At 41.0% G+C, this 15,446-nt stretch carries 14 protein-coding genes; 2 read left to right on the forward strand and 12 right to left on the reverse strand.

The features are described from left to right. Positions 1–271: 271 nt before the first annotated feature. The 8 genes from FFM67_RS06600 to FFM67_RS06635 all read right to left on the reverse strand — a co-directional run bounded on the left by FFM67_RS06600 (position 272) and on the right by FFM67_RS06635 (position 8,508). Positions 272–1,180: an RluA family pseudouridine synthase gene (locus tag FFM67_RS06600; RefSeq protein WP_137613787.1), complete on the reverse strand. Its 909-nt coding sequence runs from the start codon at positions 1,178–1,180 to the stop codon at positions 272–274. Beyond that, the gene (gene lspA / locus FFM67_RS06605) at positions 1,173–1,634 is read right to left on the reverse strand and encodes a signal peptidase II (RefSeq protein ID WP_137613788.1); all 462 of its coding nucleotides are present in this window, start codon (positions 1,632–1,634) and stop codon (positions 1,173–1,175) included. The genes FFM67_RS06600 and lspA overlap by 8 nt, the downstream gene beginning before the upstream one ends. Before the next feature lie 2 nt (positions 1,635–1,636). After that, positions 1,637–2,338: a CBS domain-containing protein gene (locus tag FFM67_RS06610; protein WP_137613789.1), complete on the reverse strand. Its 702-nt coding sequence runs from the start codon at positions 2,336–2,338 to the stop codon at positions 1,637–1,639. Between the two features lie 132 nt (positions 2,339–2,470). After that, positions 2,471–3,613 carry an acetylornithine transaminase gene (gene argD, locus FFM67_RS06615; protein ID WP_137613790.1) on the reverse strand — a complete coding sequence of 381 codons (1,143 nt, stop codon included), beginning with the start codon at positions 3,611–3,613 and terminating at the stop codon, positions 2,471–2,473. Continuing rightward, positions 3,610–4,359, reverse strand: a complete 750-nt coding sequence (gene argB, locus FFM67_RS06620; protein ID WP_137613791.1) for an acetylglutamate kinase — start codon at positions 4,357–4,359, stop codon at positions 3,610–3,612. Before argB ends, argD begins: the two co-directional genes overlap by 4 nt. Before the next feature lie 27 nt (positions 4,360–4,386). Further along, positions 4,387–5,580, reverse strand: a complete 1,194-nt coding sequence (argJ, locus tag FFM67_RS06625; protein ID WP_137613792.1) for a bifunctional glutamate N-acetyltransferase/amino-acid acetyltransferase ArgJ — start codon at positions 5,578–5,580, stop codon at positions 4,387–4,389. A gap of 21 nt (positions 5,581–5,601) precedes the next feature. Then, complete coding sequence (gene argC / locus FFM67_RS06630) at positions 5,602–6,633, reverse strand: N-acetyl-gamma-glutamyl-phosphate reductase (protein WP_137613793.1); 1,032 nt, start codon at positions 6,631–6,633, stop codon at positions 5,602–5,604. Between the two features lie 201 nt (positions 6,634–6,834). Beyond that, complete coding sequence (locus FFM67_RS06635) at positions 6,835–8,508, reverse strand: formate--tetrahydrofolate ligase (protein WP_137613794.1); 1,674 nt, start codon at positions 8,506–8,508, stop codon at positions 6,835–6,837. A gap of 174 nt (positions 8,509–8,682) precedes the next feature. Between FFM67_RS06635 and FFM67_RS06640 the strand changes: the two genes are divergently transcribed. Continuing rightward, a complete protein-coding gene (locus FFM67_RS06640; protein ID WP_071861345.1) occupies positions 8,683–8,883 on the forward strand; it encodes a cold-shock protein in 201 nt (66 codons plus the stop codon). A gap of 9 nt (positions 8,884–8,892) precedes the next feature. Here the strand turns inward: FFM67_RS06640 and FFM67_RS06645 are convergent, their stop codons facing one another. Then, entirely contained in the window at positions 8,893–9,330 is a 438-nt protein-coding gene (locus FFM67_RS06645; protein ID WP_137613795.1) for an EbsA family protein, read from the reverse strand. Positions 9,331–9,440: 110 nt separating this feature from the next. On the opposite strand from FFM67_RS06645, the gene FFM67_RS06650 reads away from it, so the two are divergent. After that, positions 9,441–9,827, forward strand: coding sequence for a ribonuclease HI family protein (locus FFM67_RS06650; protein WP_137613796.1), 387 nt, complete (start codon positions 9,441–9,443; stop codon positions 9,825–9,827). Here FFM67_RS06650 and cls read toward each other — a convergent pair. From cls to FFM67_RS06665, 3 genes are all read right to left on the reverse strand, one after another. Beyond that, positions 9,822–11,285: a cardiolipin synthase gene (gene cls / locus FFM67_RS06655; protein ID WP_137613797.1), complete on the reverse strand. Its 1,464-nt coding sequence runs from the start codon at positions 11,283–11,285 to the stop codon at positions 9,822–9,824. The two genes, FFM67_RS06650 and cls, sit on opposite strands and share 6 nt — an antisense overlap. Before the next feature lie 180 nt (positions 11,286–11,465). Continuing rightward, a complete protein-coding gene (alaS, locus tag FFM67_RS06660; protein WP_137613798.1) occupies positions 11,466–14,099 on the reverse strand; it encodes an alanine--tRNA ligase in 2,634 nt (877 codons plus the stop codon). Between the two features lie 268 nt (positions 14,100–14,367). Further along, entirely contained in the window at positions 14,368–15,420 is a 1,053-nt protein-coding gene (locus FFM67_RS06665) for a DUF7278 family profilin-like fold-containing protein (RefSeq protein ID WP_137613799.1), read from the reverse strand. Between the last annotated feature and the right edge of the window lie 26 nt (positions 15,421–15,446).

Genomic DNA, 15,446 nt, shown 5'->3' on the forward strand with positions numbered 1-15,446 from the left:
TAATTCTTTTGCGGGAACTATCTTGAGTGTAGCACAAATGACTTTTTTATTTGTCTAGCTTAATTTTACAATCGGCGCAATAAAAAAACTCCTACCCGTAGTTAGGTAGGAGGAATGTTATCGACTTCGTCAAAATGATAGCGTTCATCTAGGCGCACCTAGCTCAAACTACTATCGACTTCCTTCTTAGCCTCACGGGACTACTCTTAAAGGATCCTATTCAGTTATTTATTTCTTACTAAAAACACTATACTATTCCTGAAATAAGAAATCAATCTTTTTCTTTTAACTGTTTCAAAGTTTTTTTGAAAATTTCTGGTAATGGTGCTTCGAAGACCATCATCTCGCCAGTCGTTGGGTGCTCAAAGCCTAATAATTTGGCGTGAAGAAATTGTCCGTTGCCTTTTAACGTCTTTTTCGGTCCGTACAAGGGATCACCGGCGACCGGATAACCAATGTATTGCATATGGACTCTGATTTGGTGTGTCCGACCTGTCTCTAATTGTAATTCAATCAACGTAAAACCTTCAAAGCGTTGCAACACTTCAAAATGAGTCACGGCAGGTTTGCCCTCTTCAATGACTGCCTGCATTTTTCGATTGACCTTCGATCGGCCGATTGGTGCTTCGATCCGCCCTTTTTCGTGAGGGATCTCGCCGTGAACCAAAGCAACATATTTTCGCAAAGATGTTTTATCTTTCAATTGTTTTGCCAATGCTTCATGAGCATGATCATTTTTTGCAACCATTAATAATCCAGACGTATCCTTATCAATCCGATGAACGATCCCAGGACGAATCACGTCATTGATCGTTGAAAGATTCTTCACTTGATACAATAACCCATTTACTAACGTGCCTTGGGGATGTCCAGCTGATGGATGGACCACCATGCCTTGGGGTTTATTGACTACGACGACATCCTCGTCTTCATAAACAATGACTAAGTCCAGATTCTCCGGTACAAGATCCAATTCTTCAGGTGCGGGAATCTCGATCAAAATCTTGTCCCCAGCACTAACTTTGTAGTTGGCTTTGACTGTTTTGCCGTCAATCGATACATGCTGATCTTTGATCCATTGCTGAATCTGAGAGCGAGAATAATTCGACAAACGATCGTTTAAGACCTTATCGATCCGCCCAGTTTCTGTTTTAATAATTACTTCAATTTGATTATCCATTTTTCTTATCTCTCTCATCTAATAAAATATAAATAAAAATCATAATGACACCTGTGACCAGGGCCATATCTGCTATATTGAAAATCGGGAAGTTAATAAAATCGAACCGGAACATATCAACGACAAACCCTAGACGAATACGATCAATAAAATTACCGATCGCACCGGCTAAAAAGAAACTCAAACCAATCGTCAACCATTTGCTTTCATGGAGGTGTTTGACCAAATAATAGATCACAGCGGACACTGCTACAACCGTAATGACGATAAAAAAGATTTGTTGGCCCTCAAACAAGCTGAAGGCTCCTCCAGTGTTCCGAATATGGGTTAATGATAAAACATTTGGAATAATTGTTTGGCTGTCACCAAAATTGTATTGATTCACGATCCACCATTTGAACCATTGATCCAAAGCAATAAGGACACCGCTAAGTACTAAATAAACTGCTATCAAAATTACTGCTCCCCTTCTTGAACATAAATATCACGTGGTCGAATGATGCCCAAAAGGTTCCCATCCGAATCTCCATTTTTAGTAATCAAAACAGCTTCCAAGATTCCTTCTGTTTGAAACATTTGTTCCACTTCCGAAACCTTCGTCTCAGCTGAGACAAACTTAAAGTTCGCTTGTTTGCCGTTCGCCCGTAATAAATCTTCTGCTATTCGGCCCTCAAGCTTAACTGAACCGTTCAAACTTTCCTGTGCAAAGTAAAATCCGATCGTACGCAAGGTTACCAGCCCGATGAATTTACCGGAATCATAAACCGGAAATTGTGAAAAGCGTTTTTTATTAATGATCTTCATGATTTCAATCATTGGTAGATTACGTTCAAAGCCCGTTACTTTCTTACCAAACCGCGGTAAAACTTTTTCTGGCCGCAACAAACTTTCTTCAATCTCTTTGATTCGTGCCACTGCCCAGTCATTCGGTTCTGCAATCACAAAATCATCCGCCACTTGATCATGAACAATCGCATTGCGTAGCTGAGCCAACTGTAATAGATCGTTCTCGTTGCCGCCGATCACATTATCGCGGCGCTTTGAAAGACGGCGAACAGCTTCGCTAAAGCCCATATTACTTGGATTTCCTAATAAACGTTTTAATTCCTTTTCAATTCGATTGAAGGTACTTAAAAAAAGATCCGCATTGTCTCCCACGAGGTCCACTCCTTCTAAACTAGCTAGTATACTTTTTTCAATAGGTTCAGTATAAGTGAAAAAACACGCTATGGAAAGCCTCAGGCACAAAAAAAGAACGATGATCCCTCATCGCTCTATTTCTTAAACACCTTATTGCAAAATAGCCTGCTTAATAAGCTCAACACCTTTTACAAGTTCGGATTGGTTGATAGTTAAGGGTGGTAACAAACGCAATACGTTGCCGCCAGCTTTAATCGCCAATAATTTTTCTTGCTTCAAGGTTTGGATCACTGCTTGTAAGGTCTCAGGTGAGTCAAGTTGTATCCCCATCATCAATCCTTCACCGCGTACCTCCACCACTTTTTCTAATTCGTCTGTAAGTTTTGCTAATTCTGCCTTTAAAAAAGTCCCTTTTGCTTTAACATCTGCTAAAAATTCCGGCTGGTTGATCTCACTGACTACCGTTTCTGCTACCTTTATAGCCAGATTATTGCCGCCAAAGGTCGTCCCATGTGAACCAGGACCGAAAGCTTCCGCTAGTTCTTTTTTTCCTAACATCGCACCAACTGGGATTCCATTTGCCAAAGCTTTCGCCAAGGTAATAATATCCGGTTCGAGCTGATAGGCCTCAAAGGCATAAAAATTTCCGGTTCTGCCCATTCCTGTTTGAATCTCATCTATGATCAATAAGCTACCATTAGTTTTGCATAATTTGGCAACTGCCTGCAGCCACGCTTTTTCTGCCGGAATCACGCCGCCTTCTCCTTGGATAACTTCTAGCATGACCGCCGCCACGTCTTCATCCAACAATTCTTTTAGTGGCTCGAGCTGGTTATAAGGTACATAGTCAAACCCTTCGACGATGGGAAAAAATCCTTGTTGCAATTGCGGCTGTCCCGTCGCACTTAATGCGCCATAGGTCCGGCCGTGGAAGGAGTGTAAAAAACTAATGATTTTAGGCCGGCCAGTGGCTTTTCGGGCTAATTTAATAGCTGCTTCATTCGCTTCCGTCCCACTGTTACAGAAAAAGGCGAGATAATCTTTGCCCATCGTTAATTTTTCGGCGACGCTCTCTTGCAAGTGATTCGTGTATAAATTAGAGCTGTGCCAAATTTTTTGTGACTGCTCTTGCAACGCCTGCATCACCTTCGGATGTTTATGTCCTAGATTATTGACGGCGATCCCACTCATAAAATCTAAATAAGCTATTCCGTTTTGATCATAGACATAGCTACCTGTACCATCAACGAGATCAATCATGTCTCTGGCATAGTTTGGAAATAGATAGCTCATACGAATACCGCCTCCTTTGTGATGATCGTACCCGCTGTTTCAATACAATTTGTGATATGAACCTGTTTCACCCCATTTTCAAGGGAATCTACCGCACTGTCGACTTTAGGGATCATACCGCCAGTAATGACTGCCTCCGCTTTTAATGCTTTCACTTCTTCAATGGTGATTCTTTCCAGCCATTGATTTTGATACTTTACACCAGGAACATCTGTCAATAAATACAAAGCTTCTGCATCGATGGCTTCCGCAATTTTGCAAGCGGTCGTATCGGCGTTGACATTTAGCCACTGCCCTGTCTTAGTGATTCCTAATGGTGCAACGATAGGAATATATTGCTTCGCTAAGACATTCTTGATCACCTCGGGATTAATTTCTGTAATTTCTCCCACAAAGCCTAATTTTTGCTGATCGATTACTTTTCCTTGAATCAGTCCGCCATAAGAAGCATTTAGGCCAATCGGCAAAAAGCCTTGCTGCTGAAAAAGTGTGGTAATGATCGGCTGCACTTGTCCAATCAAAACCATCTGTGTGATTTTTAACGCTTGCACAGTCGTGACCCGTGAACCGTCTTTGATGACGACGGGAATATTCAGGCGATTCATCATTTCCGAGATATAATAACCGCCGCCATGAACAATGATGATCTCATGTCCCAGCGCTTGCCAGTCTTTGATTTGATTAAAGAAACCTGTTGTTAGATTATCGCTGGCGACGCCACCAATTTTAACGACTATTTTACCCATGATTATTCGCTCCTTAATTTGCTCGATTTAGGTATGATACAACGCATTCACTTCAACATATTTATAAGTCAAATCACAGCCCCAAGCCTTGCCTTTGGCTTCTCCGATATTTAAATCCACCGTGATCAGGATCGTTTCTTTTTCCAGCGTGTGTTTCATCTCGGTTTCATTAAACTCCTGCGGCTGGCTGTGTTTTAATAATTGTTGCTGGCCAATCCACAGATCAATTTTTTCAGGGTCCGTTTGGGAACCGGCATAGCCTACAGCACAAATGATCCGTCCCCAGTTTGGATCTTCACCAAACATCGCCGTCTTGACTAAAGTTGAACCGACAACTTTTTTAGCAGCTAGGCGGGCATCACTTGGATTAATTGCTCCCACGACTTCCACCTCGATCAGTTTGGTTGCACCTTCCCCGTCTTTTGCAATCAGCTTGGCTAATGCTTCGCTCACCAGTTGAAACATTTCAATGAAGGTCTCGTAAGCAGGTGTATCTATTTCGATCATAGGATTTTCCGCCAAGCCATTGGCTAGAACTAAAACCATGTCATTGGTTGAAGTATCACCATCTACCGTGATTTGATTGAAGGTGGTTTCTGTTTTATCGGCTAAGATTCCTTGCAATAACTCAGCTGAAATCTGTGCATCCGTAGTAATAAAAGCTAACATGGTCGCCATGTTGGGATGAATCATCCCCGATCCTTTAGCAACACCGGCCATTGTTACTCTTTGACCATTGATCTCAGCAGAAACAACGATTTCTTTGGTGCTGGTGTCAGTAGTCAAAATCGCTTCGTGAAAGTCATAAGGATTCGCTGTTGGCAAGTCAATTTGCTTAATCCCTTTTTCGATGATTTCCATCGGCAATTGTTTGCCAATCACTCCGGTAGAAGCCACTGCGACCGTTTCTTTAGGGACGGCCAATTGTTCAGCCGCTAAAGCCTGCATCGCCAAGGCATTTTCTGATCCGATTTTACCGGTACAAGCATTGGCATACGCCGAGTTTACAACGACCGCTTGAATGGTTCCATCGACCATCGCTTCTTTCGTAACAAAAATCGGAGCCGCCTTGACTTGATTCGTCGTATAAACTGCGGCGGCTGCCGCTGGGACGTCTGAATAGATCATGCCTAAATCTTTTTTAGTTTTTTTTAAACCACTATGTAAGCCTGCCGCGTGAAATCCTTTGGGGCTTGCGATAGTTCCTGCAATAATTTTCATCTAGTTCACTCCTCGAATGGTTTACGGATAGATCGGAATCATTTCCAATCCGGTCTTTTCATCCCAGCCCGCTAAATGATTTAAATTTTGGACTGCTTGCCCTGCTGCACCTTTGACTAAATTATCCAATACAGTAACGACCGTTATAATATGGGTAACCTCGTTATAAGCCACACCAATGTCACAAAAGTTGGAGCCAATGATTTGTCGTAAGCTGGGATAACTCTCTTGTTCTTGGATTCGGACAAAATACTTTTCTTGATAAAAGTCCTGATACAAGCGCCAGATGTCTCCTTGTGCGATTTTCTGACTGCTTCTGGCATAGGTTGTGATAAAAATTCCCCGAGTGACTGGGATTAATGACGTTGAGAACTGAATAGCAGGTACTTCTGCGTTCCATTTTTGTAGCTGCTGCATGATCTCTGGAATGTGCTGATGACTATTCATTTTATACAAAGTCATATTCTCATTACTATTGACGAAATGACTCGACTCAGATAAATTTTTTCCTGATCCTGATAGTCCTGATTTTGCATCAACAATAATTGAAGTCGGTTCAATTATCTTTTCTTGAACTAAAGGAGCCAATGATAATAACGTACCCGTAGCGTAACAGCCTGGATTGGCAATCAATTTAGAAGCCGGCTTGTTGTAGAAATCTGCTAAGCCGTAATGGGCCTGTTGCAAAAGCTCTAAAGGCGCACTTGAATTTTTATACCATTTTTCGTATTGCCCATCGGCTTTTAATCGGAAATCACCGGACAGATCAATCACTGGAAAACCTGCTTCCAAGAACGCTGCGGCGCTCTCCTTTGATATGCCTGACGGTGTTGCGAAGAAAACTAACTCGGCCTGCGCCATTATTTTGATTGGATCGATTGGCTCTAAAGGAAGGCTTAATAACTGTTTTAAATGCGGCAGATTGCGGTCGATTTCTTGGCCATTTTGTGAATGGCTATGGATTGAGACGATATCCACCTTTGGATGCTGTAACAAAATACGAATCAGTTCCACACCACTGTATCCTGTCACCCCAATAATCGCTACCTTCATATTAATCCCTCCTTGCAATTTTATAAAATTATGATTAGAAAACTGCTATTTCAGATGATTATACGTTTTGGTTTTATGCAAGTCAATGGTTTTTTATAAATTTATTTGTAGTTTATTTACAATAATATGCAAAAAAACAGCATTGAACTCCTCTTTATACAATTTCCTAAGAGTTCAACGCTGTTTTATTCAATTTTTACTTTAAAACAATCCGATGGCGTTGCCTTTTTCGTCAACATCCATATTTAATGCTGCCGGTTTTTTTGGCAGTCCTGGCATCGTCATGACATCCCCGGTTAGAGCAACGATAAAACCTGCACCGATTTTTGGTACAAATTCACGAATCGTTACCTCGAAATCGCTAGGTGCACCTAGCTTCGTTGGATCATCTGACAATGAATATTGTGTTTTCGCCATACAAACTGGTAAACGATCCCACCCATATTTTTTAAAACTGGCAAGCTGCTGCAATGCTTTTTTACTATAAACTACATCGGAGCCACCATAGATTTCTCGAACGATGGTTTCTACTTTTTCATTAAGGTCATCATGATCGCGAGAAAAGATTGAATGGAAATTATTTTCTTCTGTCGCAATTGTTTCTACTAGCGTATTCGCTAAATCAATCCCACCGTCTGGTCCTTTTTCCCAGACACTTGCTAATTCAACTTTGACATCTTCATTGGCACAAAGTTCTTTTAACAATTCAATCTCTTTGTCAGTATCACTGATGAATTGATTGATTGCTACTACAACTGGTAACCCATATTTACGCATATTGCGAATGTGCTTGGCTAAGTTACTGAAGCCATTTTTTAGGGCACTGAGATTTTCAGCGCTTAAATCTGTTTTTGCGACCCCACCGTGCATCTTTAAAGCCCGAATCGTAGCAACGATCACGACTGCATCCGGCGCCTTGCCTAAACTTGGTACCTTGATGTCCAAGAATTTTTCACCACCAAGGTCTGCACCAAAGCCAGCTTCAGTAACGACGTAATCTCCACTATGAAGTGCGGCTCTTGTGGCTAATATACTATTACAGCCATGAGCGATGTTTGCAAAGGGACCGCCATGAACAAAGGCGGGTGTTTGATAGATTGTTTGAACGAGATTCGGTTTGATCGCATCCTTCAGCACTAATGCCAACGCACCTTCAATTTTTAAATCCCCGACAGTGACCGGTTCACGCTCAAAGGTATAGGCGACAACGATGTTCGACAAACGCCGTTTCAAGTCATTAATGTCTGTTGCTAGACAAAGGATTGCCATGATCTCACTGGCTACAGTAATGTCAAAGCCATCTTCTCTCGGCACACCATTAATCGGACCTCCTAAGCCCACCGTAATATGGCGCAGCTCACGATCATTTAGATCGACCACTCGTTTCCAAATCACGCGACGAGCATCGATATTTAATTCATTGCCTTGGTGAATATGGTTATCTAATAAGGCAGACAAAGCATTGTTTGCGGTAGTAATCGCATGCATGTCGCCAGTAAAATGCAAATTAATATCTTCCATTGGCAACACCTGTGCATAACCACCACCCGTTGCTCCACCTTTGATTCCCATCACAGGACCCAAAGAAGGCTCTCGAAGTGCAATCACTGTCTTTTTGCCAATTTTATTTAAGGCGTCCCCTAAGCCGATGGTTATTGTTGACTTTCCTTCACCGGCTGGGGTTGGATTGATCGAGGTGACTAGGATCAGTTTTCCTTCTGGATTTTTTTTCATTCGATCTAATGCATCGAACTCGATTTTTGCTTTGTATTTTCCGTGGAGCTCGAGATCGTCAAAAGATAAATTGATTTTTTCAGCGATTTCCGTAATTGGTGTTAACGAGGTTGCTTGTGAGATTTCGATATCTGATTTCATAAAAACTTCCTTTCCCGAACGTTATTCAGAGAAATATACCTTTTTATTCGTTCAATAATATTATAACGAATTTTTTTAAGAAAAACACTACTGAGAATCGGTAAACTCATTGATTCGCAATTTTTGTTTCCATCACGTATAATGAAATCAGCAATTGCAAAGGAGTGTTGCAGAATGAATAGCGGCATTGTTAAATGGTTCGATGAAAAAAAGGGATACGGTTTTATTGACTATGAAGAGAATCAAGAAGTTTTTGTTCACTTCACTGCTATTGAAGAAGAGGGATTCAAAACATTGGATTCTGGTGACGAAGTTGAATTTGTAATTGTAGAGGGTGCCCGGGGTATGCAGGCTGCCCATGTTAAAAAGAAATAAACGAAAAGATCAGTCATGACTGATCTTTTCGTTTATTTCTTGCTTTATTTCGATCTCAGGGTAATAGGCTGAAAACGTAGCGACAAAAGATGCCTTACTTTTTTTTGTTAGCCCTAAGTGAAAATTTGTCCCACTTAGCCCTTTGCGTTTAAGAACCACGCCATCTTTTCGAACAATTAAACAATCGATATGTTCTCTAAGGATCGTTTCCCTCCTCCAAACTCTTGAAAAGCGAACCTTGATCTCTTTTTCATTAATCAATAAATAGCGATGGAGTCCCATCACTACGAAGAAAATAAAGAGGCCGATAATGATATTTCCTTGTAAATAAGGATGCGTCTTTTCAAGGGTTAGAATCAAACCATAAAAAAGAACAATGAAGGTCGATGACCAGTAGATAATACTAATCGATAATTCTGGTTGCCAAAAATAACGTTTCTCATTCATTCCTATACTCCTAGTCTTAAAAAAGGGTTCACAAACTCAATATCAACTAATGCCGTAATCTCCTTTTCACCAAAAAAAAATTCTCTTTATTAACAAAAAGGATGGTCATCATGATAAAAGTTTTTACAGATGCCGCTAGCAATACCAAAAGAAGCGGCGGTGGCATCGTCATAATCGCGGAAGAACAAAAACAATTGGCTCTACCACTGATAGAAGCCGACAATCATCAAGCTGAGCTAGCGATTATTATCCATGCACTGCATTATTTAATTGATCATCAGTTAAATGATCAAACGGTTTTTATTTATTCCGATAGTAAAACTGCAATAAAAATTCTAGACCAAGGACAAACAAAAAACAAGCGATTCCTTCCATATTTATCAGAGTTTAATGAATTGACACCACAATTCCCCCTCCTTCTCCTTCAGTGGATCCCTGAAGCAAAAAATAAGGGGGCGGATAATTTAGCACGGCAAGGCCTGCAGAAAAAATTATAGTACCGGGGAAAGCAAGCGTGAAAAGCGTTGCTTGAAATTCAACCAGTAAGATTGATTCGCGATCATTTCATCGGTTAATTGAATACAATTTTTCATATCAGCTTCAAATATTTCTTTGAACTGCTTAGCTACTGCCGGATCATAAATGAAGCTGCTGACTTCAAAATTCAACTCATAACTTCGAATATCTTGGTTGGTTGAGCCGAAAGTAGCCAGCTCATCATCAACGACGATCGTTTTGGCGTGAATAAAGCCATCGGCATAATGGTAAATCTTTACGCCTCGCTGATGTAAAAAGTTAGCATAGTATTGCGTAGCCCGATAGATGAAAGGATGGTCTGGCATATTCGGCACCATGATACGCACATCAATTCCTGAACGAACGGCGATCAAGATTGCTGAAATCATCGTCTCGTCTGGAACTAAATAAGGACTTTGGATCCAAACACTTTTTTCAGCCGACAAAATTAGCCGCACAAACCCATCCTTGATAATCTGCTCTTCTGCCGAATCTGGTCCGTCCGCCACAATCTGCATCGGTACCCCTTTTTTGATTTCTTTTTCAGGCAGCACGAAGTATTCTGGAAAATAAGCCATCCGATCTTCTTTGTTAGCCACTGACGCATTCCAATCGCGAATAAAGATTTCTTGTAGAGTAAAACTGGCAGTACCCTCAATTCTTCCATGAGTATCACGCCAGCGACCGAAACGTTCCGACTCACCTAAGTACTGATCCCCTACATTAAAACCACCAGTCCAACCAATTTGACCGTCTATCACTACAATTTTCCGATGCAAATGGTAGTTCAAACGTGTTTTCGCTAAAATATTTTTGGACGTAATGAACGGCGTCACTTGCCCGCCGTTTTTAATCAACGTTTCAAAAAACTTTCGATTCGTTTTAGGTGAACCCCATGGATCATAAATCATCCGTACCTCGACACCCTCAGCTGCTTTTTTTTCAAGGATACGTAAAAAGCGATTTCCGATGTGATCATTGAAAAACGCATAGTATTCTACGTGAATATTGCTTTTTGCAGCTTCTAAATCAATAAACAACCGTTCAAACTTATCGTTTCCGTCTAAAAAGAATTCCAGCTCATTGCGAATCGCTAAAGGCGACTCGTCTAAATTTTGAAAGAATTTTACTAAAGCTTTCGCTGTAGGATAAAGCTGGTCTGGCTCATTATAATCCACATGCTGATTGTCTTGACGAATCATTTCGTTGATTTCTTTCACTCTTTTTTCGTCTTCTTGCTCGAAACGATACATCGTTTCCCCATCGATTCCACGACCGCAAAAAGCATAAATTAAAAAACCGATTACGGGTAAAAAGATCAAGGTCAACAACCATGCCCAGATTGTCGTAATATTTCTAGGCTTCCTGAAAACGGTAATAATTGCACCAATCGCATTGGCGATAAAAATAAATAAGATAATTTGTTCAATAATTCCCAAATGGTCCCCTCTTTTCAACTAATTTTCTCATTTTGATTATACCGAAAGTCGAGACGCTTTAAAAGAAACACGCTGTTTTAGAACAAATAAAAAAAACAGCGTCTCGCTCAGACTATCGCACACACTAGCTTTCTAGCTAGTTGCGACTCTCCCGCTTGACGCTGTTTTTCTGTTTTTAAATTACGCTAACCAATTGGCTACTTCTGCCAAGGCAGCGGATAAACCGGCTGGATTTTTCCCTCCAGCTTGGGCCATATCTGGACGGCCGCCGCCACCGCCGCCAACCTTTGGTGCGATTGCTTTAATTAAGTCTCCTGCTTTTAAACCTTTTTCATTAGCTGCTGGACTCATAGCTGCTAAAAGGTTGACCTTTTCTCCTTGGACCGTGCCAAGAACTAAAACATCAGATAAAGTTTTTTGTTTCCATTGATCGGCTAATTGACGTAATTGGTTCATGTCTTTTACGTTGACTTGCGCTGTGATCACAGTCGTTCCGTTGATTTCCTTCACATCTTTAAAGACATCGCCAGCTTGTTGATTGGCTAATTTTGTTGCTAGCTGTTCATTTTCTTTTTGTAGTTCACGTAATTGCTGTTGCAATTGTTCCGTTTTGCTGACGACTTCTTTGATTTGTGGGGATTTCACGATTTGCGCGACTTTGATTAGTTGTTCTTCTTCTTCACGGAACGCTTCATAGGCTTCTTTTCCTGTTAACGCTTCGATCCGTCGAACACCAGCACCGATGCCTGATTCAGAAACAATTTTGAATAAGCCGATGTCTTCCGTATTCGCTACGTGGGTTCCACCACACAATTCGATTGACCAGTCGCCAATGTTAACTACACGAACATCGTGGCCGTATTTCTCGCCGAACAATGCCATCGCACCCATGTTTTTAGCGGTGTCAATATCAGTTTCGATCGTTACGACCGGAATGGCTTCCCAAATTTTTTGGTTGACGATTTTTTCCATTTCTTTTAACTCAGTAGCTGTTACTTGACCAAAATGTGTGAAGTCAAAGCGTAAATGTTTGTCCGTCACTAATGATCCCGCTTGGTTCGCGTGAGCGCCTAGCACTTCCTTCAAGGCTTTATGCAAGACGTGAGTCGCTGTGTGATTTTTGATGACTTTGTTACGGAAAGCAGCGTTAACTTGTAAGAAATAGTTTTCGCCTTCTTTTAATGGAGCCAGTACTTCAACTGTGTGCAAGGCTTGGCCATTAGGCGCTTTTTGGACATCTACGACATTGGCGATGATTTTCCCGGATTGATCAACAATCATGCCAATATCCGCGATTTGTCCCCCCATTTCAGCATAGAAAGGCGTTTCAGCAAACATTACTTGTGCTTCGCCTTCTGACACTTCAGCAACGATTCCATTATCTTGTATTACCACAAGTAGTTCGCTTTCGTTTTCTAAATGTTCATAGCCGACAAATTTGCTGGCGACTTTGATGTCACCTAGTAAAGCCGTTTGAACCCCCATTGATTTTTCAGTAGTTCGTGCAGCCCGCGCCCGTTCTTTTTGCGCTTCCATTTCGACTTCAAAACCTTCGTGGTCAACTTTCAGGCCTTCATCTTCAGCAACTTCTTCCGTTAATTCAACTGGGAAGCCGAATGTATCATATAACTTAAAGATCGTTTTCCCGTTCAGAGTGGTTTCATTATGATCCTTTAATTCAGCCAAGACGTCGTTTAACATCGTTAAGCCGTCGTTAATCGTTTCATGGAAACGTTCTTCTTCCGTGCGAACAACTTTTTCGATAAACGCTTCTTGCTGTTTGACTTCGGGATAATAGCTCACCATGATCTCGCCCACCACAGGGACTAATTTATACAAGAAGGCTTGATCGATGCCTAATTTTTTACCATGCATCACTGCACGACGTAATAAACGGCGCAACACATAGCCACGACCTTCATTAGAAGGCAAAGCGCCGTCACCAATCGCAAAAGCTAATGAACGAATATGATCGGCGATTACTTTGAATGAAATATCTAATTGTTTATCCACGCCATATTTTTTGCCGCTTAATTCTTCAACTTTACCTATGATTGGCAAGAATAAATCTGTTTCAAAGTTGGTTGGCGCATCTTGAATGATTGAAACCATCCGTTCAAGTCCCATGCCCGTATCAATATTTTGATGTGGCAATGGTTCGTAAGTTCCTTGTGGGGTATGGTTAAATTCTGAGAACACAAGATTCCAAATTTCCAAGTAACGTTCATTTTCGCCGCCAGGATAATTTTCCGGATCGTCTTCAGCTAGATCGTTAAAAGACTCTCCACGGTCATAAAAAATTTCTGAGTCAGGACCACTTGGGCCAGCGCCTAAATCCCAGAAATTGTCTTCGATTTCAACGACATGATCCGCTGGAATACCAACTTCTTCTAACCAGATCCGTTTTGCTTCTTTATCCTCTGGATAGACGGTGACATATAATTTATCTGGATCAAAGCCGATCCATTCTGGTGATGTCAGAAATTCCCAGGCCCATTCGATGGCTTTGACTTTAAAATAATCCCCGATCGAGAAGTTTCCTAGCATTTCAAACATCGTATGGTGACGCGCTGTTTTTCCAACGTTTTCAATATCGTTAGTACGAATTGATTTTTGCGCATTAGCGATCCGTGGGTTTTCCGGTACCACACTGCCATCAAAGTATTTTTTCATGGTAGCAACACCAGAATTGATCCATAATAAGGTTGGGTCATTAACCGGAACTAATGACGCACTTGGTTCGATCATATGATCCTTCGTTTTAAAGAAATCCAAAAACATTTGGCGCACTTCAGCGCTTGATAATTTTTTCATCTATTCTCCTCTTTCCTAAAAAAAATAAAAACTACCACTGCAGTCAAGGACGAAAACTCGCGGTACCACCTTGATTGCAATGATAGTTTGATCATTACCTCTTCAGCTCGTTAACGCTGAGCAGCGTTGATTTTTCAATCAAAATTTTTTGGGGAGCAATTTATTTTTCGCCACGTGCAACTTTCAGCAATCGTACACTTTCTGTGGAGGCGTAAAGAATAAACCATATCCTGTTAAGAGTATAGAAAAAACTCTGACAAAAGTCAAACTAGACTTTGATTAAGATTGCTTTACGGTATAAATACTCGCTTGGTGCTAAAACTTTTTCATGCAACAGCATCGCATCATTCGCAAAGTAGGTCGCAAGTGGTAAGAAATCAACGATCGGTATTCCAACTTGATTCTTTTTATTCCGTAACTTTAAGACCCCGGGATCTTCTGTGATCTCAAAGCGTTCCATTGAGGTATCAAAAAACAGGCCAAACATATTGGCTTTCTCCATCATTTTACGAACACTTTTTCCACGATAGGGATCATTAATGTTTAGATCATTGCCCCAGCGGAATAAACGACGGCTTCCAGCTCCATTTACGTATTCCCACTGATCCTCCGTTAATAAATCAAAGTTCTTTTTACGAATTTTCTTTCGCAAGCTGGAATACGTGTGATTCTCGTGACTAAAGACGTGGTAATAATCGCTGTTGGGAACCATTTCAATATACCAGCGCTCTTCTTTCAAGACATTTTTCGGGAAAGACCAAACCATACTTTCCTCAGCCGTTAAAGTTGGAAACAGTACGTCTTTGATTTCTTGTTCAAAGGCTGAAAATTGATCCGCTTCTCCTTCAAAACTGCCTGTGACCGCATCGTAAACCCCTAGATAACTGGTACCAGCCGGTAATGCCTGTCGCTGAACAAACATTGGTGGGATTTGGACTTTACGCAAATTAGTCGTCTTATCGTTGATCAGTTCCCCTAACGAATCCACATCAAAAAAATTATATTGTCCACGCAACTCTTCGGGAATTGTGATCTCTTTTGCATTTGGTGCCGTCTCTAATAATGACAGTCCTTTTGTTCCAAGATTCCACCCCAAGATGGCATCTTTGTTTCCAGGAATAAAAACAAATTCTTCTTCATCGAAAGACAATTGAAACGTTTGACATTTAATACCATATAATTCGAAATCTTTTAGCTCAATATCTGAGATCTTCATTAAAGGATTTACAAAATGTAGCAATAACTGACTTAACAACGTTCGCTTTTCTTTTGGTGTTAAGCGTTTCCAATAGGACCAGTCTAATTGATCTAATAAGTTCATAAAACTTTCTGCCTCCTCCAACACTA

Origin of the sequence: Enterococcus viikkiensis (assembly GCF_005405345.1) — a bacterium.
Classification (GTDB): Bacteria; Bacillota; Bacilli; order Lactobacillales; family Enterococcaceae; genus Enterococcus_A; species Enterococcus_A viikkiensis.

Coding starts and splice junctions, on each gene's coding strand:
- argJ (WP_137613792.1), bottom strand. CDS start 5,580: ATGAAAATTATTGCAGGAACTATCGCAAGCCCCAAAGGATTTCACGCG.
- FFM67_RS06635 (WP_137613794.1), bottom strand. CDS start 8,508: ATGAAATCAGATATCGAAATCTCACAAGCAACCTCGTTAACACCAATT.
- FFM67_RS06665 (WP_137613799.1), bottom strand. CDS start 15,420: ATGAACTTATTAGATCAATTAGACTGGTCCTATTGGAAACGCTTAACA.
- argB (WP_137613791.1), bottom strand. CDS start 4,359: ATGGGTAAAATAGTCGTTAAAATTGGTGGCGTCGCCAGCGATAATCTA.
- FFM67_RS06600 (WP_137613787.1), bottom strand. CDS start 1,180: ATGGATAATCAAATTGAAGTAATTATTAAAACAGAAACTGGGCGGATC.
- argD (WP_137613790.1), bottom strand. CDS start 3,613: ATGAGCTATCTATTTCCAAACTATGCCAGAGACATGATTGATCTCGTT.
- argC (WP_137613793.1), bottom strand. CDS start 6,633: ATGAAGGTAGCGATTATTGGGGTGACAGGATACAGTGGTGTGGAACTG.
- FFM67_RS06650 (WP_137613796.1), top strand. CDS start 9,441: ATGATAAAAGTTTTTACAGATGCCGCTAGCAATACCAAAAGAAGCGGC.
- FFM67_RS06640 (WP_071861345.1), top strand. CDS start 8,683: ATGAATAGCGGCATTGTTAAATGGTTCGATGAAAAAAAGGGATACGGT.
- alaS (WP_137613798.1), bottom strand. CDS start 14,099: ATGAAAAAATTATCAAGCGCTGAAGTGCGCCAAATGTTTTTGGATTTC.
- FFM67_RS06645 (WP_137613795.1), bottom strand. CDS start 9,330: ATGAATGAGAAACGTTATTTTTGGCAACCAGAATTATCGATTAGTATT.